Annotated in this window: 22 protein-coding genes; 10 read left to right on the top strand and 12 right to left on the bottom strand. The window is 52.5% G+C overall.

All coding sequences use genetic code 11. From position 1 onward, the window contains the following. Together E6Q52_RS13125 and E6Q52_RS13120 are read left to right on the top strand one after the other, a co-directional pair. Positions 1 to 173 (top strand): IS3 family transposase (locus E6Q52_RS13125; RefSeq protein ID WP_292822736.1); only part of this gene is annotated, 173 nt, incomplete at its 5' end. A gap of 90 nt (positions 174 to 263) precedes the next feature. Continuing rightward, the gene (locus E6Q52_RS13120) at positions 264 to 578 is read left to right on the top strand and encodes a thioredoxin family protein (RefSeq protein ID WP_292822735.1); all 315 of its coding nucleotides are present in this window, start codon (positions 264 to 266) and stop codon (positions 576 to 578) included. Between the two features lie 66 nt (positions 579 to 644). Here E6Q52_RS13120 and E6Q52_RS13115 read toward each other — a convergent pair whose 3' ends face one another. The 3 genes from E6Q52_RS13115 to E6Q52_RS13105 all read right to left on the bottom strand — a co-directional run bounded on the left by E6Q52_RS13115 (position 645) and on the right by E6Q52_RS13105 (position 3899). Further along, positions 645 to 1754, bottom strand: a complete 1110-nt coding sequence (locus E6Q52_RS13115) for a catalase family protein (protein ID WP_292822734.1) — start codon at positions 1752 to 1754, stop codon at positions 645 to 647. Positions 1755 to 2294: 540 nt separating this feature from the next. Then, positions 2295 to 2921: an isochorismate family cysteine hydrolase YcaC gene (gene ycaC, locus E6Q52_RS13110; RefSeq protein WP_292822733.1), complete on the bottom strand. Its 627-nt coding sequence runs from the start codon at positions 2919 to 2921 to the stop codon at positions 2295 to 2297. Between the two features lie 117 nt (positions 2922 to 3038). Beyond that, positions 3039 to 3899, bottom strand: coding sequence for a pirin family protein (locus E6Q52_RS13105; RefSeq protein WP_292822732.1), 861 nt, complete (start codon positions 3897 to 3899; stop codon positions 3039 to 3041). A 125-nt stretch (positions 3900 to 4024) separates the two neighbouring features. On the opposite strand from E6Q52_RS13105, the gene E6Q52_RS13100 reads away from it, so the two are divergent. Next, on the top strand, positions 4025 to 4915 hold the full coding sequence (locus E6Q52_RS13100; RefSeq protein ID WP_292822731.1) for a LysR family transcriptional regulator: 891 nt from the start codon (positions 4025 to 4027) through the stop codon (positions 4913 to 4915). Positions 4916 to 5170: 255 nt separating this feature from the next. Further along, a complete protein-coding gene (locus E6Q52_RS13095; protein WP_292822730.1) occupies positions 5171 to 7156 on the top strand; it encodes a bifunctional diguanylate cyclase/phosphodiesterase in 1986 nt (661 codons plus the stop codon). Here the strand turns inward: E6Q52_RS13095 and recG are convergent. The 9 genes from recG to E6Q52_RS13050 all read right to left on the bottom strand — a co-directional run bounded on the left by recG (position 7153) and on the right by E6Q52_RS13050 (position 17524). Beyond that, on the bottom strand, positions 7153 to 9204 hold the full coding sequence (gene recG, locus E6Q52_RS13090; RefSeq protein ID WP_292822729.1) for an ATP-dependent DNA helicase RecG: 2052 nt from the start codon (positions 9202 to 9204) through the stop codon (positions 7153 to 7155). The genes E6Q52_RS13095 and recG overlap by 4 nt on opposite strands. A 16-nt stretch (positions 9205 to 9220) precedes the next feature. After that, the gene (locus E6Q52_RS13085; RefSeq protein WP_292822728.1) at positions 9221 to 11437 is read right to left on the bottom strand and encodes a bifunctional (p)ppGpp synthetase/guanosine-3',5'-bis(diphosphate) 3'-pyrophosphohydrolase; all 2217 of its coding nucleotides are present in this window, start codon (positions 11435 to 11437) and stop codon (positions 9221 to 9223) included. A gap of 6 nt (positions 11438 to 11443) precedes the next feature. Further along, positions 11444 to 11659, bottom strand: coding sequence for a DNA-directed RNA polymerase subunit omega (gene rpoZ / locus E6Q52_RS13080; RefSeq protein ID WP_292822727.1), 216 nt, complete (start codon positions 11657 to 11659; stop codon positions 11444 to 11446). 49 nt (positions 11660 to 11708) lie between these two features. Beyond that, the gene (gene gmk, locus E6Q52_RS13075; protein WP_292822725.1) at positions 11709 to 12320 is read right to left on the bottom strand and encodes a guanylate kinase; all 612 of its coding nucleotides are present in this window, start codon (positions 12318 to 12320) and stop codon (positions 11709 to 11711) included. Further along, on the bottom strand, positions 12317 to 13054 hold the full coding sequence (locus E6Q52_RS13070) for a proteasome-type protease (protein WP_292822723.1): 738 nt from the start codon (positions 13052 to 13054) through the stop codon (positions 12317 to 12319). The genes gmk and E6Q52_RS13070 overlap by 4 nt, the downstream gene beginning before the upstream one ends. A 54-nt stretch (positions 13055 to 13108) precedes the next feature. Further along, entirely contained in the window at positions 13109 to 13945 is an 837-nt protein-coding gene (locus E6Q52_RS13065) for a transglutaminase family protein (protein ID WP_292822721.1), read from the bottom strand. 86 nt (positions 13946 to 14031) lie between these two features. Then, positions 14032 to 14976, bottom strand: coding sequence for an alpha-E domain-containing protein (locus tag E6Q52_RS13060; protein ID WP_292822719.1), 945 nt, complete (start codon positions 14974 to 14976; stop codon positions 14032 to 14034). Beyond that, positions 14970 to 16463, bottom strand: a complete 1494-nt coding sequence (locus E6Q52_RS13055; protein WP_292822717.1) for a circularly permuted type 2 ATP-grasp protein — start codon at positions 16461 to 16463, stop codon at positions 14970 to 14972. Before E6Q52_RS13055 ends, E6Q52_RS13060 begins: the two co-directional genes overlap by 7 nt. A 173-nt stretch (positions 16464 to 16636) precedes the next feature. Beyond that, positions 16637 to 17524, bottom strand: coding sequence for a YicC/YloC family endoribonuclease (locus E6Q52_RS13050; protein WP_292822715.1), 888 nt, complete (start codon positions 17522 to 17524; stop codon positions 16637 to 16639). A gap of 121 nt (positions 17525 to 17645) precedes the next feature. On the opposite strand from E6Q52_RS13050, the gene E6Q52_RS13045 reads away from it, so the two are divergent. Genes E6Q52_RS13045 through E6Q52_RS13020 form a run of 6 tightly spaced genes read left to right on the top strand, consistent with a single transcriptional unit; the run spans position 17646 to position 21318 of the window. Continuing rightward, on the top strand, positions 17646 to 18629 hold the full coding sequence (locus E6Q52_RS13045; RefSeq protein WP_292822713.1) for a serine/threonine-protein kinase: 984 nt from the start codon (positions 17646 to 17648) through the stop codon (positions 18627 to 18629). Continuing rightward, on the top strand, positions 18626 to 19543 hold the full coding sequence (locus tag E6Q52_RS13040; RefSeq protein ID WP_292822712.1) for a protein phosphatase 2C domain-containing protein: 918 nt from the start codon (positions 18626 to 18628) through the stop codon (positions 19541 to 19543). The genes E6Q52_RS13045 and E6Q52_RS13040 overlap by 4 nt, the downstream gene beginning before the upstream one ends. A gap of 16 nt (positions 19544 to 19559) precedes the next feature. Then, positions 19560 to 20279: a ribonuclease PH gene (gene rph, locus E6Q52_RS13035; protein ID WP_292822710.1), complete on the top strand. Its 720-nt coding sequence runs from the start codon at positions 19560 to 19562 to the stop codon at positions 20277 to 20279. A gap of 2 nt (positions 20280 to 20281) precedes the next feature. Further along, positions 20282 to 20902, top strand: a complete 621-nt coding sequence (gene rdgB / locus E6Q52_RS13030) for an RdgB/HAM1 family non-canonical purine NTP pyrophosphatase (protein ID WP_292822708.1) — start codon at positions 20282 to 20284, stop codon at positions 20900 to 20902. Between the two features lie 10 nt (positions 20903 to 20912). Beyond that, positions 20913 to 21128, top strand: coding sequence for a hypothetical protein (locus E6Q52_RS13025; protein WP_292822706.1), 216 nt, complete (start codon positions 20913 to 20915; stop codon positions 21126 to 21128). Between the two features lie 10 nt (positions 21129 to 21138). Continuing rightward, positions 21139 to 21318 (top strand): hypothetical protein, encoded by a 180-nt coding sequence (locus E6Q52_RS13020; protein ID WP_292822737.1) that lies wholly within the window; start codon positions 21139 to 21141, stop codon positions 21316 to 21318. Positions 21319 to 21518 lie beyond the last annotated feature (200 nt).

The following is a 21518-nucleotide window of genomic DNA, read 5'->3' as shown; positions in this document are numbered from 1 at the left end:
TTTTTAGTAGCTTAAAGAAGGAACGAGTGAAGCGAAAAATCTATGCATCAAGAGAGGAAGCTAAATCAGAGATATTTGAATATATCGAAGTGTTTTACAATCGAAAACGGCGTCACAGCCATCTCAATCAGCTGAGTCCAATGGAGTTTGAAAAGTTACAGATTGGAACCTGATAATCGTCTAGTAAAGCGGGTGAAGTCCATCCCTCTGAGCTGTCAGAGATTCCTTGACAGCTCAGAGGGAGAGAGAGTTAGAGATAGGCTATGGAAAATCGAGAACCTACCCGCGAAGAAGTAAATGCCCTAAATGGCGCCACTCTGCTTGAGTTCGGCGCCACTTGGTGCGGCTATTGTAAAGCCGCACAACCTACAATCACCTCTGCGCTCAGTCATTTCCCAAATATCCGCCACATTCAAATTGAAGATGGTAAAGGCCGCAGGCTAGGGCGGTCGTTCCACGTGAAACTATGGCCGACGCTGATTTTTATGAAAGATGGCGTTGAGCTTAAGCGTTTGGTGAGGGAGATTGAGGCGACGGAGTTGCGGGCAGCGTTAGTCAGCTTGAGTGCCCTGCCTTAGCGGCAACCAAGCAACGGTTTAACGCCCAACGACCGAATAAGTCTGGTTGGTTGGGCGTTGGCGTTCTTAACACAAATCATCAAAGCTGGTCGGTTCGCAGATGCGGCTTTCTTCTTGCGCTAGTTGTTGTTTTTTAGACATTTCATAGCTCATTTTTCGCAGTCGCATGACAGAGCCTAAAGGGCGGTGTGCCGTAATACCGTGCCAGGGCGAGAACAACATGCCTTCATCGACTACGTGTGAACGATAAGGGCTCCAGGCGATTTGTGGTTTGGCGGTAATGCGGGCGATGGGGAGATAAGGCGACGCCTCTGTTGACCAGATGACGGTTGAGTCTTCAATCGGCATTTTCTGGAGATCGGTGCAGAGTTGTACGCGCAGCTCCCACACGGCGGTGTGGGCAATAAAGTAATCGACGATAGACTTTCTGAGGCCATCGGAGGCGAGGGTATCCACCGGTTTGTTGGTGAGGGTGAGCAACTCGGGCGCAATCGGCACAAAAGCGATTTTGGCCATATAGTTGCCGTATAAAATCGGGTCTTGGCTAAAGTAGGTTTCTCCTAAAATATTGGTTTCTTGTGATTGGTGCAGATTTTTAATTAAGGTTTGCTGGCCATTTTTGAGTGACTCCACCAATTTGGCGGTGGCGCGGAATATTTGCGATAAAAAATGCCTGAACTCGGTGTTGCTTTCTGGTGTGGTGGCCATGTGTTTGAGGTTGGCGAGAAACACCTGTACGCTGGAGGACAGGAAACTGGCGCCGTTCACCAATAAAAAATTCTGGGTGATGGCGGCTTCGCTGCCTGGCAGCCGTTCACCCTCGACACCCAGTACCTTGATGGCGAGGCTGCGTGGCGTGCCGGTTTTGTCATGCAAAATATCGCCTGGCACGGTTGAAAAGCGCATCAGCAGTGGCAAGGTTTGCGCTTTGGCAAACATGCCTTGGGCCAAGGCTGCGGGCAGATGATCGTAAATCTCCATTTCGGCGTAAATGAGGCCATGACTTTTGACATGTACGCTGCGCGCGCTGTGGTTTGCATGTAAAGCTGTGATTGCGGAGAGTTTGCGCAAAGTGTCTTGCAGTTTCTCCTGGCTTTTGCGTTCGTTCTCGGCCAGCACTTCATAGGCGGGCTGATATGTGAGCGGTGAAATTCCAATCTCTGCAGTGTGTTGCATAACAACCCCCAATGCTTGAACGGGTCTGAGTCGAGGGATAAAAACGCCCCCATTCACCCGGAATGGATTTGATGGCACATGGCTTACGCATGGCTGCGACAATGCTTTGCGTACCGCCTGATTAAAGATGCGTTTTAGGGGTTTCGGGCTCGTTTACGTGGCTTGTTGACGATACCGGGCGAGAGGTGTTGTTGGCAGCAGGCATGGTCGGTTGGGCGCCCGTGTTTGAAGGTAGCGTAAGCCTGGCCGCGCTGAGTGTTGGATCCGCTTAACATATGCATACTCCTTCATTCGTTGAGTACAAACGGCAGCCATAAAGGCTGCCGTGATTGTCGTGTGATGAATGAAACCCGAAATGCATTCGACACTTCATTACACACGCGACAATTGCAGATTACGCTGATTGACCTGCGTATTGAATAAGCAATATTCCTATGATGGTGTAGGAAATACTTAATGGCTTATTGCAAATAAACAATACTTGTTTTAGACGCAAAACAGGCGAACAAAGTTCCACAGCGTCTGCGGTGTGCCCGTGGTTTAACGGGCTTGTTGCGCATTGAATGCCGTCATCAAATTGCGGTAGTCAGGAATATGGTTGGCGCATAAGGCACCCAGGCCTTCGATATCGTTACGCCAGTCGCGGTGCAGCTCGCAGGCGACGCCAAACCAGGTCATCATTTGCGCACCGGCCGCTTCCATGCGGCGCCAGGCGGCATCGCGGGTCAGTTCGTTAAAGGTGCCTGAGGCATCAGCCACCACAAACACTTCAAACCCTTCGGCAATGGCAGATAGCGCAGGAAAGGCGACGCAAACCTCGGTGACGACGCCAGCGATAATCAGCTGCTTTTTGCCGGTGGCTTTAATGGCTTTGACGAAGTCTTCGTTGTCCCAGGCGTTGATCTGGCCAGGTCGGGCAATATAAGGCGCCTCTTGAAACAGGGCTTTGAGCTCAGGCATTAACGGGCCATTGGGGCCGGTTTCAAAGCTGGTGGTTAAAATGGTCGGCAGATTAAAAAATTTGGCGGCATCGGCCAAGGCCAATACATTATTCTTAAAACGGTCTGGCTCAATATCGCGTACCAGCGATAGCAGGCCCGCCTGGTGGTCTACCAGCAAAACGACGGCGTTGTCACGGTCCAGGCGTACATAAGGGGTGTTGTGCATGATGAATATCCTCTCAAGATAGTTAGATGGTTTGGAAATCACGGCCATCAGCGTCAAGCGTGAATGCTGACGACCGTGTATCCTTTTTTTTTAAATGTTGGACTACTTTACAAGCCGTTATGCGCTGACAAAACGGCCCTGGTTAAAGTCATTAATGGCCTGGTCAATTTCTTCCCAGGTATTCATGACAAACGGGCCATGACCCACCACTGGCTCATTCAGCGGCTCACCGTTGAGTAACAGCAACACTGTGTCTTGCTGTGCCTGCAATACCAGCTCATTGCCTTCACGCTGCATCACAGCCAACTCGGCAGGGCGAATGGTATGCACTTCGCCGGTTTTTACCGCGCCATGCAGCACAAAAATGGCGGTGGTATGGCCTTCTGGCAGCGTGAAGGTGGTGCGTGTCCCGGCATTGAGGCGCACATCCCACACATTCATCGGACTAAATGTATTGGCTGGGCCTTTGTGGCCAGCGTATTCACCGGCAATCACGCGCACTTTGCCTGCCTCTTCTGGCAACGCCACTTCTGGGATCTGCGCACGGGTAATGCCCTGATAGCCTGGCGCGGTCATTTTGTCCTTGGCCGGCAAGTTGACCCATAACTGGATCATTTCAAATGGGCCGCCACTGCGTGCATAGTCATCGCCGTGGTATTCCTCGTGAATAATGCCTTTGCCTGCGGTCATCCACTGTACTTCGCCGGGGCCGATGGTGCCACCGGCGTTAGTCGAGTCGTGGTGTGAGACCTGGCCATCGTAAACAATGGTCACGGTTTCAAAGCCACGGTGCGGGTGTTGGCCGACGCCGCGTCTGTGTGTGGTGGGCTCAAAGCTGGCAGGCCCAGCGTAATCCATCAGCAAAAATGGAGAAATATCATTGGCAATATCACGGTAAGAAAAGATGCTCTGTACCGGAAAGCCGTCACCCACCCAGTGGTTGCCATTGCTACGTTTGATAAAAGCCAGTTTTTTCATGATGATGCCCTTTCAAAATGGTTTGCGTGTTTGCATGGTTGACACTATAAACAGATGACTTTTAGGTGACTAGATGGTTAAATATAAAATCACTTTTCATTTAAATGAATAATAGGCGATGGCGTATGGACTTTAATGAAACAGCGGTCTTTGTGAAGGTGGTGCAGGCGGGCAGTTTTAGTGCGGCTGCGCGTCAGCTGGGCTTACCCACGTCGACCATTAGCACACGTGTGGCGCGGCTGGAGCAGCGGCTGGGGGTGACTTTGCTGCAGCGCACGACGCGCCGCTTGAGCCTGACAGAAGCCGGGGCCATGTACTTTGAGCATGCGGCTACCGGCCTGGGCTATTTGCTGGAGGCCGAAGCGGCGCTGGATGAAGCGCGTCAGCAACCGCAAGGCGTGCTCAAGGTGACGGCCCCGGCCGACCTCGGCGATGCTTTGCTCGGCGGGCTGGTGGCGCAGGTGCAACAAATTTATCCGGCGTTGTCGCTAGAGCTGATGCTGACTGAGCGTTATGTTGACCTGGTGGCAGAAGGCGTCGATGTCGCGCTGCGGACGGGTGAATTGCGTGATTCGAGTTTGGTTGCCAAATCGTTGGGCACCATACAGTGGGCCTTGTTTGCCAGCCCGCACTATTTGCAGTCTGCCGGGCAGATTGCCACGCCTGCGGATCTTAGCCAGCATCAAACGGTGCAATTTACGCCCATGGGCCGTCACCACTGGGAGTTACAGCAAGGGGCGACCGCTATTCGGGTGCCGCTCAATGGGCGCATGCTGGTGAACAGTATAGGCGTGGTGCAGGCGATGGCTGAAAGCGGGCAAGGTGTGGCATTGTTGCCGACTTTTATCTGCCAACCCACGGTAGCGGCTGGCGGTTTGCAACGGGTATTGCCTGCATGGCGCGGGCAAGCGGATGCGCTGCATCTGGTCTACCCCAAGCAGCGCTTTATGCCGCCCAAATTGCGCGGATTTATTGATTTAGCCGTGGCCGCACTCAAACCTCTGTTTGTGTCTTAAGTGGTGGCTTTGCAAGCAACGCTGGCGGTCATTGGGTCAGTGTGATATTGGCAACATGGGTTGCCGCACTTTAACCGGCTGGGATGACATTGCTGCTATCGCTGACATTTTTTTGCTTATTTTCGATTGAAAACCACATTGAATATAGTGTTTTTTCTTGGGTTTAAGCGCATCATGGTTTCTGTAAACTAAAGTATCAACCTGACATAACCGTTGTTAAGACACTAACAATAAAATAGATAGGGGATACGTGCGTTGAACACGACGGCGGAATCATCGGCATTGCACGCTGAAATTGTCGGCATGCTGTATGCAAACAATCGTAGATCATTGATGGCAGCCATCGTGGTCATGATTGCGCTTTTGCTCGTGCAGCAGCAACTGATAGACCACGTCATTCTGGCGGTGTGGTCCAGTATTTTTCTGGTGGCCTATGGCATCCGCGCTTATCTCACTTATCAATATCTAAAAGACCAGCACCGCGAGCTGCATAGTCGCCAATGGCTGCAATGGTTTCGTGCCAGCACGGCCTTTTGCGGGCTGGCCTGGGGCCTGGGTGGCATTTTACTTTTTCCGGAGACGGACACGGCACACCAGGCGTTTTTGATTTTTGCGTTGGTCGGCGTATCCGGCGCTGGCATTATTATTTATTCCGTAGACACTTTAAGTACCAACTTGTTTAGCGGCGGTATTTTGTTTTTGATGATTCCGCGCTTTGTGATACAAGGCAGTTCAGTCTCACTGGCGCTTGCCGTTTTGTTTATAGTCTATGTGATTTACGTGACGGTGGCTGGCCGCAGCCTCGCCAACAGTTTGCGCGAAAATATTTCGTTGCGCATTGCCTCTAATCTGGATAATAAAAAAGTACACCAGTTGGCCTATTATGATTTTTTAACCGGTCTCCCAAATCGCCGTTTGCTCACCGACCGCCTCAATCAGGCTTTTGCCCGTTGCGTGCGTCACCAGCATTATGGCGCGGTCTTGTGCCTGGATTTAAACAACTTTAAAGGCTTGAACGACAGCAAAGGCCATCAGGCCGGGGATGAGTTATTACAGCAAGTGGCATTGCGGTTGCAGCAGTGTTTACGCAAAAAAGACACCATCGCGCGTATGGGTGGCGACGAATTTATTGCCGTGCTGGATGAGTTATCGACCGACAAGGCAGAAGCAGTTGCTGCCGCGCAGGCCACGGCCGAAAAAATGATGGCAGTGTTTTCGCAGCCATTTGAGTTGCAAAACAGTAAATACCGTACCGCCCCCAGCATCGGTATTTGCATGTTTTTGGGTGATTTGTATAAAGAAGAGGAAGTATTGCGCCGCGCCGATATCGCCATGTATCAGGCAAAAAAATCGGATAACCTCAACAGTATTCAAATGTACGACGAAGCCGTGCACCCGGCGGTTGAAATGCGCGCCATGCTCGAGAATGAGTTGGCTTTCGCGCTGCAGGCCAAGCAATTGCTGCTGTATTACCAGGTGCAAGTGGATGAATTGCAGCAGCCCACTGGTGCCGAGGTATTGTTGCGCTGGCAACATCCGACATTGGGCATGATCCCGCCGGACCAGTTTATTCCGATTGCCGAAGAAACCGGTGAAATTGTGTCGATTGGGCAATGGGTGCTGGCGCAGGCGTGTGCGCAACTTAAACATTGGTCGCAGTCTGTGCACACGGCCAAGTTGAAATTGTCCGTCAATGTCAGTGCGATTCAATTTGGCCAGCCAGATTTTGTGCAGATGGTGAAAGAGACGGTGTTGGCCAGTGGTTGCGACGCCAAATGCTTGCGTTTGGAGCTGACCGAAAGCCTGATCGTGAAAAATATTGATGAGGTGATTGAAAAGATTAATGCCCTGAAAGCGCTGGGCATCACTTTTTCGCTGGATGACTTTGGCATCGGCCAGTCTTCGTTATCGGTATTAAAGCGATTGCCACTCGACGAGTTAAAAATTGACCGCAGCTTTATAAAAGATATTGTGCATAACAACTACGACTCGTTTATTGTGCAGACGATCATCAATATGGGCAAAAACCTGAGCCACAGCGTGATTGCTGAAGGGGTAGAGATGCAGCAGCAAATGGCCATGTTGCAGAACATGGGCTGCCATTCTTTTCAGGGTTTCCTGTTTAGCCGCCCTTTGCCTTTGCATGAGTTTGAGGCCAGTTTGCAGGCAGCCATCTCAGGCGATGACAAGCCATCTTCAACCAGCAGCGCGCGCAAGGTGTTGCATCGTCGGCTCAACTAAACTTTGATCCATTCTTCGCCCTGACTTAACCAGCGTTGTAAATGGGCCGTTACCGCGGCAGGGTCACGCTGCAATAATTGGTCTGCGGTGGTTTTGGCGGTGTCCAGTAGCGCCATATCCCGCTCCAGATCGGCAATCTTAAGCATGGGGACACCGCTTTGGCGTGTGCCCAGCAACTCGCCGGGGCCGCGAATATGCAAATCGGCTTGGGCGATTTGAAAGCCATCGTTGCTCTCAAAAATTACCTTTAAACGCTGGCGGCCGATTTGCGAACATTGTTGCTTGCTATAGAGCAGAATGCAGGTGCTTTTGGCTGCGCCACGGCCAACACGGCCGCGTAGCTGATGCAACTGGCTTAACCCCATGCGTTCGGCATGTTCAATCACCATTAAACTCGCATTCGGCACATCAACGCCGACCTCAATCACCGTGGTGGCCACCAGCAGGTGAATCTCGTTGGCAGAAAAGGCCTGCATCACGGCCTGCTTTTCGGCAGGCTTCATACGGCCATGCACCAGACCCACTTTAAGTTGAGGAAAAGTCTGCTGCATGTAGGCAAAGGTGTCATTGGCGGTTTGTAATTGCAGCACCTCTGATTCTTCAATCAACGGGCACACCCAATACGCCTGATGCCCTTGGGCGCAGGCGTCGTGTACGCGCTGCAAAATTTCTTCACGTCTGTCATCAGCCACCAGTTTGGTGATAATTGGCGTGCGGCCTGGTGGCAGCGCATCAATCACCGACACATCGAGGTCGGCGTAATAGCTCATGGACAAAGTACGCGGAATTGGTGTCGCAGACATCATGAGCTGGTGCGGCTCCAGTTGGCTGTGCTGGCCTTTTTTGCGTAAAGCCAGCCGTTGGCCAACGCCAAAGCGGTGCTGTTCATCCACAATGGCTAAGCCCAATTGTTTGAACTGCACATCCTCCTGAAACAGCGCATGTGTGCCGACGGCTAACATGGCCTCGCCGCTGGCGATCAACGTAAGTGATTGCTCACGCTGTTTTTTGTGTTGGCTGCCAGTGAGCCAGGCCACGGTGATGCCCAGTGGCTGCAGCCAGTCACAGAGTTTTTTGTAATGCTGTTCGGCCAGAATCTCGGTCGGGGCCATCATGGCGACTTGCCAGCCAGCCTCGATCAATTGCAAAGCTGCCAGGCAGGCAACAATGGTTTTGCCGCTGCCGACATCGCCTTGCAGCAGGCGCTGCATCGGGTGTGGCTGCGCCAGGTCATGCCCAATTTCAGCCACCACTTTTTGCTGGGCGGCGGTGAGGGTAAAGGGTAGATTGGCCAGCAGACGAGCCACCAGGGTGGTTGAGGCAGAGATCGCGGGCGCGCGCGATTGTTTGCGCCGCGCATAGTGCTGCCGCATCGATAATTGCTGCGCCAGCAGTTCGTCATAAGCCAGGCGTTGCCAGGCCGGATGCGTGCGGTCTTCCAGTGAGGCCAGCGCAACCTCGGGAGGAGGTTGGTGCAGCAACTGCAAGCTGCTGGCAAAACTCGGCAACTGCATGGATTGATATACCCAGTCGGGCAGGGTTTCGTCTAAATACTCAGCTTTCAACACCTGGTGCATGGCTTTGCGAATCGCCGATTGCCCCAGCCCCGCGGTGGTCGGGTAGACGGGGGTTAGGGCGCTATTGACCGGCGTATCTTCGCCAACTTTGCGCTGCGTCGGGTGCACCATTTCGTAGCCAAAAAAGCCGGGCCGCACTTCGCCAAACACACGTAAACGCTGGCCGGTTTGCATGGCAGCCACCTGGCTGGGATAAAAATGTAAAAAGCGCAGATTAATGAGGCCGGTGTCGTCTTGCAGCCTGACATTGAGCATTTTGCGCGGTTTGTAGGCGACCTCGTTGTGCACTACCACGCCTTCAATCTGTGTCTGTTCGCCGAGGCGTAAGTCACGGATGGCGGTAATGCGGGTTTCATCGAGGTAGCGTAATGGCAAATGCAGCAACAATGCCTGTACCGACTGAATGCCCAGTTTTGCTAGCTGGCTGCACAAGGCAGGCGAAAAACCTTTGATTTCGCTCAAGAGACGCATGCAGGCTCAGACGCAATTACTGGATACGTTGTTCCAGCTGGTTACCTTTAACCCGGTTAATACGCACAATTTGCTGAATTTTGCGCAGGTTGCGGATCAGGGTCGCCAGGTGCACGCGGTTATGCACCTGCACAGTAAAGTTGACGTTGGAATACTGACTGCCATCGCTGACTTCGACACTGACATTATCAATGTTGGCGTCCGCATTGGAGATGGTCGCTGCCACTTTTGCGAGCATGCCGCGCTCGTCAACCACCGTGATGCGTAAATTAACGCTGAACAGTTTTTTCGGATCGGCATCCCACTCCACATCCAGCCATTTTTCCGGGTCCAGCCTGAATTTGCGAATCGCCGGACAATCGTGGGTATGGATGACCAGGCCTTTGTCTTTATTGATAAAGCCCAGAATCGGATCGCCAGGAATCGGGCGGCAGCAAGGGGCAAACTGCACTGCCATGCCTTCTGAGCCGCGAATGGTAATGGTATCCAGTACTTTGCCAGACTTATCCTCAGCATCTGACGGATGCGCCAGTAACTGATGGGCGACCATCAGGCTATTACGTTTGCCGAGGCCGATATCGGTGAGAATGGTCTGGCGGGTTTTGCTGCCATAGTCGTTCATCACCTTTTGCCATTGCTTATCGCTAATCTCGGCCGGTTCTATATGCATGGCGCGCAAGGCCACATTGAGCATACGCTCGCCCAGTTGTGCCGACTCTTCTACCTTCACGGTTTTAAGGTAGTGGCGGATATGCGAGCGGGCTTTGCCAGTGACCACATAATTGAGCCAAGCCGGATTCGGTTTCGCCAACGGCGCCGTGATGATCTCGACATGGTCGCCATTACGCATTTCTGTGCGCAGCGGTGCCAGTTCGTTATTGATTTTCACCGCGACGCAACTGTTGCCGACGTCAGAGTGCACGGCATAGGCAAAGTCGACGGCAGTCGAGCCACGCGGCAAGGCCATGATGTTACCTTTGGGCGTAAACACATAGACTTCATCCGGGAACAAGTCGACTTTAAAGTTTTCCAGAAACTCGTGGCTATCGTCACTTTCGGTCTGTATTTCAACCAGGCGCTGCAGCCACTGGTGGGTTTGCTGTTGCAGTTTGGTCAGGTGCGCATCGGTGGTTTTATACAGCCAGTGCGCAGCGACGCCCGCATCGGCAATGTTGTGCATCTCCTGGCTACGGATTTGCACTTCAATTGGCGTGCCAAACGGACCAAACAGCGTGGTATGCAAAGACTGATAACCATTGGCTTTGGGGATGGCAATATAGTCTTTAAACCGGCCAGGAATCGGCTTATACAAGGCATGCAACGCGCCAAGTGCCAGATAGCAGGCAGCGGTGTCTTTAACGATGACGCGAAAACCGTAAATGTCGCCAATTTGCGACAATTTCATCGATTTTTCGGCCATTTTCTTATAAATGCTGTAAAGGTGTTTTTCGCGACCTTCGACATCATATTCAATATGATATTGCTTCAGCTGGTTTTGGATGGCTTCCAGAATCTTGCTGATGACCTCTTTGCGGTTGCCACGTGCCAGGCGAATCGCCTTATCAATCACGTGGTGGCGGTTAGGGTAGAGGTATTTGAGGCTTAAGTCTTCCAACTCATGGTAAATCGGGTTGAGGCCCAGCCGGTTGGCAATCGGCGCGTAAATATCCAGCGTTTCACGCGCGATGCGTTTTTGTTTTTCTGGTCGCATGGCCTCCAGCGTTTGCATGTTGTGCAGACGGTCGGCCAGTTTGACCAGAATCACTCGCACATCCTGGCTCATGGCTAGCAGCATTTTGCGGAAGTTTTCCGCTTGTGCCTGAGTGGCCGTTTGCAGCTCTACTTTATCGAGCTTGGTCAGGCCATCGACCAGGTCCGCCACCTGTTTGCCAAAGCGCTCGGCAATCGCCGCACTGTCTACTTCGGTATCTTCCACCACATCATGCAGCAACGCCGCCAGCAGGGTGGGTAAATCGAGATGTAGTTTGGCCAGGATGCAGGCGACAGAAATCGGGTGGGTGATATAGGGTTCGCCGGTCTTGCGGGTTTGACCGGCATGCGCCTGCTCGGCATAGCGATACGCTTGCCAGACCAGTTGCACTTCTTCTTCGTTGAGATACTTGCGGATCAGCTGGGTAAGGGGGGAGTCCTCACGGTCAGCGGGGAGCAAGTCCACTTCTTCCAGAGGAGATCTGGACTTGCGATGGGCAGAATCGCCTTGGCTGTGGGGCATAGCTGTTTATGCTTGGCCCTTTTTCTCTAACAGTTCTACGCCGATTTTGCCGGCGGCGATTTCACGCAAGGCAATCACGGTAGGTTTGTCTTTTTGTGAGTAACCACTGACTAACGGGTCTGAGCCATTAGCGATTTGTCTGGCGCGATAAGCCGCCACCAATGTTAACTGAAAACGGTTTGAGATGTTGTCCAAGCAATCATCGACAGTAATACGTGCCATAAAAACCTCTTAATATGTGAGCCTACATGCAGCGTGCATGCGCGCTGGGTCAGGTAAGTGATTGAATCAATGACGCGTGGCAGGCAACCTGGCGGTTTAACTGCAAGCGCTGGGCGCGAACAATCGCCATCAGATCCTGCAAGGCCACGTCAAAATTATCATTAATTGTAACATAATCAAACTCATGCACGTGACGCATCTCCTCACGCGCCGCCGCCAGTCGCTGCGTAATCACGGCTTCACTGTCCTGGCCGCGGTTGTTCAGGCGGTGCGCCAGCGCATCAATCGACGGCGGTAAAATAAAAATGGAGGTGACTTGCGGAAACAGGGTGCGGATTTGTTGCGCCCCTTGCCAGTCGATCTCGAGGATCACATCACGGCCGGAGGCCAATGCATTTTCGACCTCACTTTGCGCGGTGCCATAACGCGCACTGTGTACATGCGCGCTTTCGAGAAAGCCGCCCTTATCCAAAATGTCCATAAACACCGATTCAGGCACAAAATGGTAATGAATCCCATCTTCTTCGCCTGGGCGTGGCTGGCGCGTGGTATGCGACACCGATAGTTTTAAAATCGGGTCTTGCGCCAGCATGGCGCGCACTAGGCTGGTTTTACCCGCCCCAGAGGCGGCAGAAATCACAAATAAATGACCTTGGCTCATGAGGCACACCATTCAGGGTTAGGCAGTGAAGAAAAAACGGATTTGAGTCCTTCGCCCCAGCCCTTGCGGATGCTGGCGTAGTAAGGATCGTTTTCCGTCAGTCGTTGCCGACAATCGGCGCTAAAGGTGTCAGTGCGGTATATCATCAAATCAATCGGTAAAGCCACAGAAATATTGCTGCGGATAGTGGAGTCAAACGAAATCAGTACGCATTTTACCGCATCTGTCACATTGGTTTGATGTTTGATGACGCGATCAATAATCGGTTTGCCGTATTTGGTTTCGCCGATTTGCAGGTAAGGTGTATCGGCGGTGGCTTCAATAAAGTTACCGGCGGCATAGACATTAAACAGGCGTGGTTTTTCGCCCTTGATTTGTCCAGCGACCAGGATACTGGCGCTAAAATCAATGCTGTGCTCTTTAAGCGCTTTGCCATCGCGCTGGTGTACCGCACGCATGGCAGCCCCCACCACGGTGGCCGCTTCAAACAGCGATTGCACATTGTGCAGGTGCGCATGCGGCTCAGGCGATTTGAGTTGTTCGCGACACAGATTAATCACCGATTGGGTAATGGCCAGGTTGCCTGCCGTGAGCAACACAATCATGCGCTCGCCAGGCACCTCGAACACGTGCATCTTGGGCGCAATCGCCACCTGATCGACGCCTGCATTGGTGCGCGTATCCGACGCCAGCACCAGGCCTTGTTCTAGCAAAATACCAACACAGTAAGTCATAAGCGTAAAGAGCGAAAAAGAGGAGTTAAAAAATCATCATAGCATGCGCAGCGACTACTGCTGCGCCGCCTGGGCTTGTTGTCGAAGTTGCTGTTGATATTGCGCACGCTGTTTGTCGGTTAGGCTGCCGTGCTGGTTGACATGCACCATGCTTGCCATGCCTTCACGACCACCGCCCATGCGCGAGCCCGTGACCGGGCTGGCGCTGCGGTAGTCTAAGCCGGTTGCCAGCCTGACATGCGTTTCGTCGGTCAATATACCATTAGACACGTCCAGCCCCAGCCACTGGTCGTGTTGCCAGACATCGACCCAGGCATGGGTTTGCATCAGGTGGCCATCGGCGGTGAACAGGTAGCCACTCACGTAGCGCGCCGGTAGGCCCAACTGGTGGCAGCAGCCAATAAAGGTGTGCGCATGGTCCTGGCACACGCCTTTGCCTAGCCGAAACGCTTCGGCGGCGGGGGTGTCGACCAGGGTGGCGCCCGGGATGTATTGCATGTGTTCACGCAAGGCCTGCATCATGTCCGTCAATGGCGCAGCGGCAAATTGGTGTGCAAACGCCGCCATGGCGGCATCTGCCTGCGTTAGTGGTGTCTCTCGCAGATAGACGTCCAGCGCTAAGGTCTGTGAAGGCGTGGTGGGTTCAACGCCGGTTTCCACTTCACCGCAGACGGTGATGACCAGTTCCTCATGTGGCTGATCTATGACCAGGGTGTGAGCCAGATTGCCAAAAGCATCTTCAAATGCGGTGAGTTGACCATTAACCTTGATCTGCCAATGCTTGACCTGTTGGCCCTCGCCATTGCGCGGCGTCAGGCGCAATTGTTGGATGGTGTATGGCACCACCTCGCTAAACACATAATGTGTCTGGTGTTCAATATTGAGTAACATAATTGGTGAGCACCAACGTCAACAGCGCAGCACTGTTGATCGCAGGCTGCGCGTGAAGAGGTTTATGGCCATCTATAATCTGCTTGTCAGACCGTCGCACTTAAAAAATTGCGTTGTATTTCTTCACCTAATTTACGGTTGGCCAAAATAAACTCATCTAAAAAGTGGTGTACGCCATCTTTTAAAATATCCAGCATGCGGCCGTAGTGCAGTTTGGCATGCATTTGCCCGGCTAAACGCTCCGCCTCGGTTTGGCGGCTACCGGCCACCTGGCGCAAAATCGGCATGATTTCGGCGTAACAGGCATGCAGTGAGCGTGGCATATCTTCACGTAAAATCAGCAGTTCAGACACTTTCATCGGCTCAATCGCATCGCGGTAAACCTTCTGATAGGCCTGAAACGCAGACACTGAGCGCAGCACCGCGCTCCATTCGTAGTAATCCACCGCGCCGTCATTGGCCTCTTGCATGGGGATTAAAAATTCATATTTCACGTCCAGCAGGCGTGCGGTATTGTCCGCGCGCTCCATAAACGTGCCCAGGCGCACAAAGCTAAACGCTTCATCGCGCAACATGGTGCCAAAGCACACACCGCGGAATAAATGCGAGCGGCTTTTGACCCATTCGCAAAACTCGCTCAAGCCGCTGACTGTCAGGTCTTGCTTGATATATTGGCCGAACTCCAGCCATAGCGTGTTCATGTTTTCCCAGGTTTCGGTGGTCATGGCCACACGCACGGCCCGCGCGTTTTCACGGGCGCTACGCAAAGAGCTATAAATGCTCGAGGGGTTATTGCTATCCATCACCAGGTGTTTAATCACATTGGCAGCATTGAGTTCTTTATAGGTTTTGTCATAGATATCGCGGATACCGGCAATTTCCAGCACTGTATCCCACAGCGCGGCTTCATCACTGCTGTCGGTAGGCAGCAGCGACATGTTATAGGTCACATCCAGCACGCGTGCCACGTTTTCGGTGCGCTCAATATAACGTGCCATCCAATATAAATGGTCTGCAGTACGGCTTAACATATCACGGCCTCTTGATTCACTTGTTGGGCAGCCATTTGCGACTGCGAAGTTTCTACACTGATGTCATCTCGCTCCAGCACCCAGGTATCTTTGGTGCCGCCGCCTTGCGACGAGTTCACCACCAATGAGCCTTCTTTGAGCGCCACGCGCGACAAACCGCCGGGCACCAAGCTGACTGTTTTGCCTGACAGCACAAACGGGCGCAAATCGACATGGCGCGGGGCGATGCCTTGCTCGACCAGCGTTGGGCAGGTAGACAGTGCCAAAGTCGGCTGAGCAATATAATTGGCCGGTTTAGACACAATGCGTAACCTGAATTCTTCGATTTCTTGCTTGCTGGCCGCCGGACCGACCAGCATGCCATAGCCACCAGAGCCTTGTACTTCTTTCACGACCAGCTCGGGCAGATGATCCAGCACGTAGGCCAGATCATCTTCCTTGCTGAGTTGATACGTAGGCACGTTCTGCAGGATGGGAGACTCACCCAGATAGAACTTAATCATCTCCGGCACGTAGACATACGTCGCCTTGTCGTCAGCTACGCCGGTGCCCACGGCGTTGGCTAACGTGACGCCACCATTGCGGTAGACGGAGAGCAGACCTGGCACGCCCAACAGGGAGTCGGGCTTGAACACCAGAGGGTCAAGGAAGTCGTCGTCGATGCGGCGGTAAATCACATCCACCCTTTGCGGGCCTTGTGTGGTGCGCATATAGACGGCGTTATTACGGACAAACAAATCTTGGCCTTCTACCAGTTCGATACCCATTTGCTGGGCGAGGAAGGCATGTTCAAAGTAGGCGCTGTTGTAAGCACCTGGAGAAAGCAGGACCACGGTCGGGTCAGTGACGCCAGTTTGCGCTACTGAGCGCAAATTGTTCAACAACACATGCGGGTAATGCTCGACTGGCGCAATCGGATATTTTTTAAATAAATCCGGAAACAAGCGCATCATCATTTTGCGGTCTTCCAGCATATACGAGACGCCAGACGGCGTGCGCAAATTGTCTTCCAGCACATAAAACTGCGATTCGCTGGTGCGCACCAAATCAATGCCCGCTACATGCGCGTAGACTTGGTTGGGCACAGTCACGCCCACCATTTCTGGTCGATATTGTGCGTTAGTTAAGATGCTATGCGGGACAATGCCAGCCTTAATGATTTCTTGGTCATGATAAATATCATGCAAAAACATATTGAGTGCGCGCACGCGTTGCACGGCGCCTTTGGACAAATGTGCCCATTCACTGGCGGAAATCATGCGTGGAATCACATCAAACGGAATCAGGCGTTCGGCACCATCTTCTTCGCCATAGACGTTAAATGTAATGCCTACACGGCGGAACAATACTTCCGCTTCGGCGCGCTTCGCGGCTAGCTGTTGTGTCGGGACATCGCTTAACCAGCGGTTATACGCCTGGTAAATCGCGCGGACATTGCCCCCATAGCCCTGCATTTCATCAAAAAACTGTTTGGCCGATTGCGTCATGATGCTGGACCTTTGCCTTGCTTGTAAAATTCAATTAAATAAGAGCAAGCCGTGTGCCAGCAAATAATAGTGTTTTAAATCATATTGTTATGGTTTTTAAGCGCTTACTATCAAAACAAAACGCACCATTTCGGTGCGTTTTGGAATCACGATTTTGGTGCAGCGTATGTGGTTTACTCAATATTCTGAATCTGCTCGCGCATTTGCTCAATGAGCACTTTGAGCTGCATAGAGACTTGGGTTGTTTCAATCGCAACCGATTTTGAGCCCAAGGTATTGGCTTCGCGGTTCATTTCCTGCATCAAAAAGTCCAGCTTTTTACCCATGGCGCCACCGGCCTGCAGAATACGGTCCATCTCAGTAATGTGCGATTGCAAGCGTGCCAGTTCTTCATCCACATCAATGCGCTGTGCATAGAGCACGATTTCCTGACGTACGCGGTCGTCATCTGCCTGCATGGCTTCGCGTAGTTTGGCCGTCAGTTTTTCCTGATACTGGCTCACCAGCGTGGGCAGCAGTGGTTTGACGATGCTGATTTGTTCGCGCACGCCTTGCAGGCGGTCGAGCAATACCTGTTTGAGTTTTTCGCCCTCACGCGCACGGGCGGCAATCAGTTCATCAATGCCCTGCGACAACCCGCTTTGCACGCTTTGTGCCATGGCCTCGGCATCTGCGGCTTCCGTTTGCAAGACGCCGGGCAGTTTGAACACGTCGACCAGGTTGATCGGTTGGGCTTGCGGAAAATGCTGTTGCAGCTCGCTGAGCGTTTGTGCAATCTGCGTCACCATGGCCGGGTTGAGTGAGAGCGTGGTCGCAGCGGCATCACTCTTGAGGCTCATGCGGCATTCCACTTTGCCACGGCCGAGGCGGGTTTGCAGTTGTTCGCGAATCAGCGCTTCAAACTGGCGCAAGCTGTCTTCAATTTTGACATTGAGTTCAAGGTAGCGATGATTCACTGCCCGCAGTTCAATCAGCAGCAGGCCACCCGGAAATCGGGCTTCGCTCGCGGCAAAGCCGGTCATGCTTAAAATAGGTTGGTTGTTGGTTTTTTTTGTGGTCATTTTCGTGGCTACCTTGCGTCTCCGGGCAAACTGGACGATTGTATCAAATGCGCTATCGATATGCGAAAATAGCATTCAGATAAAAGAAACCTGTGCTGGTGGTGGTATCGCAAGGCATTGCATGCAGGTTTCCCTTAATAAAAGCCATGATTGTGTCGTTAAAGCGTTAGTGAAGCTCTCTAATAAATATGATTTTGCCTTGCCAGTCGGCACTGCGCTGCATGACTACACCATTACACGGGTGTTGAGTCTGGGCGGGTTTAGTTTCGTCTATTTGGCGCAAGACCTGCAAAAAAACACGGTGGCGATTAAAGAATACATGCCGGTAACGCTGGCTGAGCGTGACGAACACACGCATATCCGCTCCAACGGTAAAAACGAAGCTGCCTACAAACATGGCATGAAGTGCTTTTTTGAAGAGGGCCTGGCGCTGGCCAATATCGAGCACAAAAACATCGTGCGCGTGAAAAACTTCTTCCGTGCCAACAATACCGTTTACATGGTCATGAAGTATGAGCGCGGCAAGTCGCTGCAAGATTACATCATGGCCTTGTCGCAACCGGTGCCGGAGAGCTTTTTGATCCGCATGTTTGTCGAATTGCTCAATGGTTTGCGCGAGGTGCATACGCGCAAATTGCTGCATCTGGATATCAAACCGGCCAATATTTATATCCGTCTCGATGGCTCACCGATGCTGCTGGACTTCGGATCGGCGCGCCAGGCCTTGTCTGAAGTAACATTGGCGCCAACCTACACGCCGGGCTTTGCGCCGCCAGAGCAATATATAGACCGTAAACACCTGGGGCCATGGAGCGATATTTACAGCATCGGTGCCAGCATGTACGCCTGTTTGCAACGCGCATCGCCCGTCTCGGCCAATCTCAGGCTGAAAAATGATACGCTGGTGCCTGCGATGGAGCTGGGTAAACAGATATACTCTGAAAAATTGCTGGCGATTATTGATGAATGCATGCAGCTGGATTATTTATCACGGCCGCAAAGCGTGTTCTCATTACAGAAAAAAATGATCGGCATTCGCGTGGCAGAAGATCCGCGCGGGTCGCTGGTGGATAAAATCATCAAGGTGCTGAACAAACCGCTATGAAGTTCACCATTGCACAAGGCAGCCGCCAGGGGCCGCGGCCATATAATCAGGACAGGCTGGCGTATTCTTATCACAGGCATGCCATTTTTATGGTGTTGGCCGATGGCATGGGCGGCCACCAGCATGGCGATGTCGCCGCTGAAATCGCGGTCAAAACCATGATAGAGGCGTTTCAGCGCGAGTCGCAGCCCATGATTACCCAGCCAGCACAATTTCTGCGTGAGCAAATTGCCCGCGCGCATGATGTGATTGAAAATGTGCGCTTGCAAAAGCGCTTGCTGGAGTCGCCCCGCACCACCATTGTCGTGGCGTTGATCCAGCACAACAAATTGTTTTGTGCGCATGTGGGCGATTCGCGCGCGTATCTCTACCGCAATGGGCTGGTCGAATTTCAGACCGAAGATCACTCGGTGGTGCAGTCGTTGTTACGTGAGGGAAAAATCACCGCTGATGAAGTAGACCATCACCCGCACCGTAATAAAATTTATAATTGCATTGGTGGCGATCGCGCACCGCAGGCTGAGTTGGCGGCGCCGATTCCGTTGCGTGAAGGCGATGTGATTATGCTGTGCTCGGATGGCGTGTGGAATGCGGTGCCAGAAATCAGCATGGCGCAGCATATGCTGGCGGCAGATATCAATGATGGTGTGGGCAGGCTGTTGGATGATGCGGATCACGCCAGCATCACGGTGGGCGATAATATGAGCGCGATTGCCTTGCAATGGGGGCAGCGCGTGACCAGTCCGCTGACGATCTCAACGCTGGATTTACCGGTAGACGTCACTACCACCATGATGAATGAAACCACGGCCCCGCCCAGCCAATACGCGCTGGACCTGACCGATGACGAAATTGAAAAGGCCATTGCCGAAATACAGGAAGCGCTGGGTAGAACCCGGCAACATATTAAATAACCGAAAGTTGTCCACCATGATCAGACCTAGCCAGCGCGCCAACGACCAGTTGCGTGCCATCGACATTATCCGCCACTATACCAAGCACGCCGAGGGCTCTGTGCTGGTGAAGTTTGGGGATACGCACGTGATTTGCACCGCCAGCGTAGAAGAAAAAGTACCTGGTTTTTTAAAGGGCAAAGGCCAGGGTTGGGTGACGGCTGAATACGGCATGCTGCCACGTTCGACAGGTTCTCGCATGGACCGAGAAGCCGCTCGCGGCAAGCAAAGTGGCCGTACACAAGAAATCCAGCGCCTGATTGGCCGCAGCCTGCGCGCCGTGATTGACCTGCAAAAACTGGGCGAACGCACTATCCATTTCGACTGTGACGTCATTCAGGCCGATGGCGGCACGCGCACCGCCAGCATCACTGGCGCCTATGTGGCGATGGTCGATGCCGTGTCTACGCTGTTGCAAAAAGGCCTGCTGACAGAAACCCCGATCAAGGATTCTGTGGGCGCGATTTCGGTGGGCGTTTATCAAGGCACGCCGGTCTTAGATTTGGACTATATCGAAGACTCCGACTGCGACACGGATATGAACGTGGTCATGACCGGCAATGGCGGCTTTGTCGAGATTCAGGGGACGGCCGAAGGTGAGCCATTTAGCCGCGACACCATGAACCAGATGCTGGATTTAGCCGCCAAAGGCATTGCTGAAATAGCCAACATTCAACAACAGGCGTTGCAGGCATAAACATGGCCTTGCCATTCAACAAACTGGTTATCGCCTCCGGCAATAAAGGCAAAATCCGTGAAATCGCGCATGTGCTGGCGCCGCTCAATATCGAGATCGTATCGCAAGCCGAATTTAATGTGCCGGAGTGCCCCGAGCCTTTTGGCACGTTTGTAGAAAACGCCCTGGCCAAAGCCCGCCATGCCAGTGCCCACACTGGGCTGCCTGCGCTGGCAGATGACTCCGGCTTGTGTGTGAATGCCTTGCAAGGGGCGCCGGGCGTGATTTCGGCGCGCTATGCTGGCCCGCAACCGGCCAATAGCCTACTCACGCAAGATGAACGAAACAACGACAAGTTACTCACAGTGATGGCGCGCGAGAGTGATCGCCGTGCTTATTTTTACAGCGTGTTAGTCCTGGTGCGCTCACCGCAAGACCCGCAGCCTATCATTGCCGATGGCCTGTGGCAGGGTGAAATTCTGCGCGAGTTTCGCGGTAGTGAAGGCTTTGGTTATGACCCGTTGTTTATGGACCTGACCACGCGCAAAACGGTGGCTGAGTTACCCCTAGAAATAAAAAGCAAGATGAGCCATCGCGGCCAGGCGCTGGTAAAATTGCTGCAAGCGTTAGAACAGAGCAATTGAGAGCAAGTGCATGACAAATGAGTGGCCAAAATGGGTACGTGACGATGGTTCGGTGGTTTCCTGCACCGAAAAGGTCAAAGTCATGACTGAAAATTTTGATGAACTCAAACAAATTGCTCAGGATGCGCTCGAAGATGGGTTGCTGATGGAAGTCAGTGAAGAGCAGATGCGTAAAGCACTGCATGAGCTTGTCGACACTTTAGTTAATCCCTATAACAAGATATAGGTTTGCCAGCATGGCAAACCAATCGCCACAACACATCCTCCAAGCCGTTTTCGGTTATAACCAGTTCCGTCACCAGCAACAAGCCATCGTCGAACATGTCATCGCTGGTGACGATGCACTGGTGCTCATGCCCACTGGTGTAGGGTTTTATTATCTTTCGAAATCGGTTTCGCGCACAAAGGTTTTTTAATCATGAATATATGGCAATTTAAGTAAACCGATAAAATTAGGCCGTAAAAAAGGATTTCAGTTGACACTGGTGGTGCCTAGAATGCCTTCATATTTGATTTTTGCAATGTGAAACGGTTGAGAGCATATTAATTCCTGACTCATGAAGGCAAAAGCTAGAGTGCGAAGCTTTTCTGCCTTGCTAGTCGCGAAAACGAGATC

It is taken from the genome of Methylophilus sp. (assembly GCF_008015755.1).
Lineage (GTDB): Bacteria > Pseudomonadota > Gammaproteobacteria > Burkholderiales > Methylophilaceae > Methylophilus.
This window is presented reverse-complemented; position numbering and strand designations above follow the sequence as displayed.

Coding starts and splice junctions, on each gene's coding strand:
- E6Q52_RS13120 (WP_292822735.1), top strand. CDS start 264: ATGGAAAATCGAGAACCTACCCGCGAAGAAGTAAATGCCCTAAATGGC.
- E6Q52_RS13085 (WP_292822728.1), bottom strand. CDS start 11,437: ATGCCCCACAGCCAAGGCGATTCTGCCCATCGCAAGTCCAGATCTCCT.
- rdgB (WP_292822708.1), top strand. CDS start 20,282: ATGGCCTTGCCATTCAACAAACTGGTTATCGCCTCCGGCAATAAAGGC.
- rpoZ (WP_292822727.1), bottom strand. CDS start 11,659: ATGGCACGTATTACTGTCGATGATTGCTTGGACAACATCTCAAACCGT.
- rph (WP_292822710.1), top strand. CDS start 19,560: ATGATCAGACCTAGCCAGCGCGCCAACGACCAGTTGCGTGCCATCGAC.
- E6Q52_RS13050 (WP_292822715.1), bottom strand. CDS start 17,524: ATGACCACAAAAAAAACCAACAACCAACCTATTTTAAGCATGACCGGC.
- E6Q52_RS13020 (WP_292822737.1), top strand. CDS start 21,139: ATGGCAAACCAATCGCCACAACACATCCTCCAAGCCGTTTTCGGTTAT.
- E6Q52_RS13070 (WP_292822723.1), bottom strand. CDS start 13,054: ATGACTTACTGTGTTGGTATTTTGCTAGAACAAGGCCTGGTGCTGGCG.
- E6Q52_RS13025 (WP_292822706.1), top strand. CDS start 20,913: ATGACAAATGAGTGGCCAAAATGGGTACGTGACGATGGTTCGGTGGTT.
- E6Q52_RS13040 (WP_292822712.1), top strand. CDS start 18,626: ATGAAGTTCACCATTGCACAAGGCAGCCGCCAGGGGCCGCGGCCATAT.
- E6Q52_RS13060 (WP_292822719.1), bottom strand. CDS start 14,976: ATGTTAAGCCGTACTGCAGACCATTTATATTGGATGGCACGTTATATT.
- E6Q52_RS13045 (WP_292822713.1), top strand. CDS start 17,646: ATGCAGGTTTCCCTTAATAAAAGCCATGATTGTGTCGTTAAAGCGTTA.
- gmk (WP_292822725.1), bottom strand. CDS start 12,320: ATGAGCCAAGGTCATTTATTTGTGATTTCTGCCGCCTCTGGGGCGGGT.
- recG (WP_292822729.1), bottom strand. CDS start 9,204: ATGCGTCTCTTGAGCGAAATCAAAGGTTTTTCGCCTGCCTTGTGCAGC.
- E6Q52_RS13100 (WP_292822731.1), top strand. CDS start 4,025: ATGGACTTTAATGAAACAGCGGTCTTTGTGAAGGTGGTGCAGGCGGGC.
- ycaC (WP_292822733.1), bottom strand. CDS start 2,921: ATGCACAACACCCCTTATGTACGCCTGGACCGTGACAACGCCGTCGTT.
- E6Q52_RS13055 (WP_292822717.1), bottom strand. CDS start 16,463: ATGACGCAATCGGCCAAACAGTTTTTTGATGAAATGCAGGGCTATGGG.
- E6Q52_RS13065 (WP_292822721.1), bottom strand. CDS start 13,945: ATGTTACTCAATATTGAACACCAGACACATTATGTGTTTAGCGAGGTG.
- E6Q52_RS13105 (WP_292822732.1), bottom strand. CDS start 3,899: ATGAAAAAACTGGCTTTTATCAAACGTAGCAATGGCAACCACTGGGTG.
- E6Q52_RS13115 (WP_292822734.1), bottom strand. CDS start 1,754: ATGCAACACACTGCAGAGATTGGAATTTCACCGCTCACATATCAGCCC.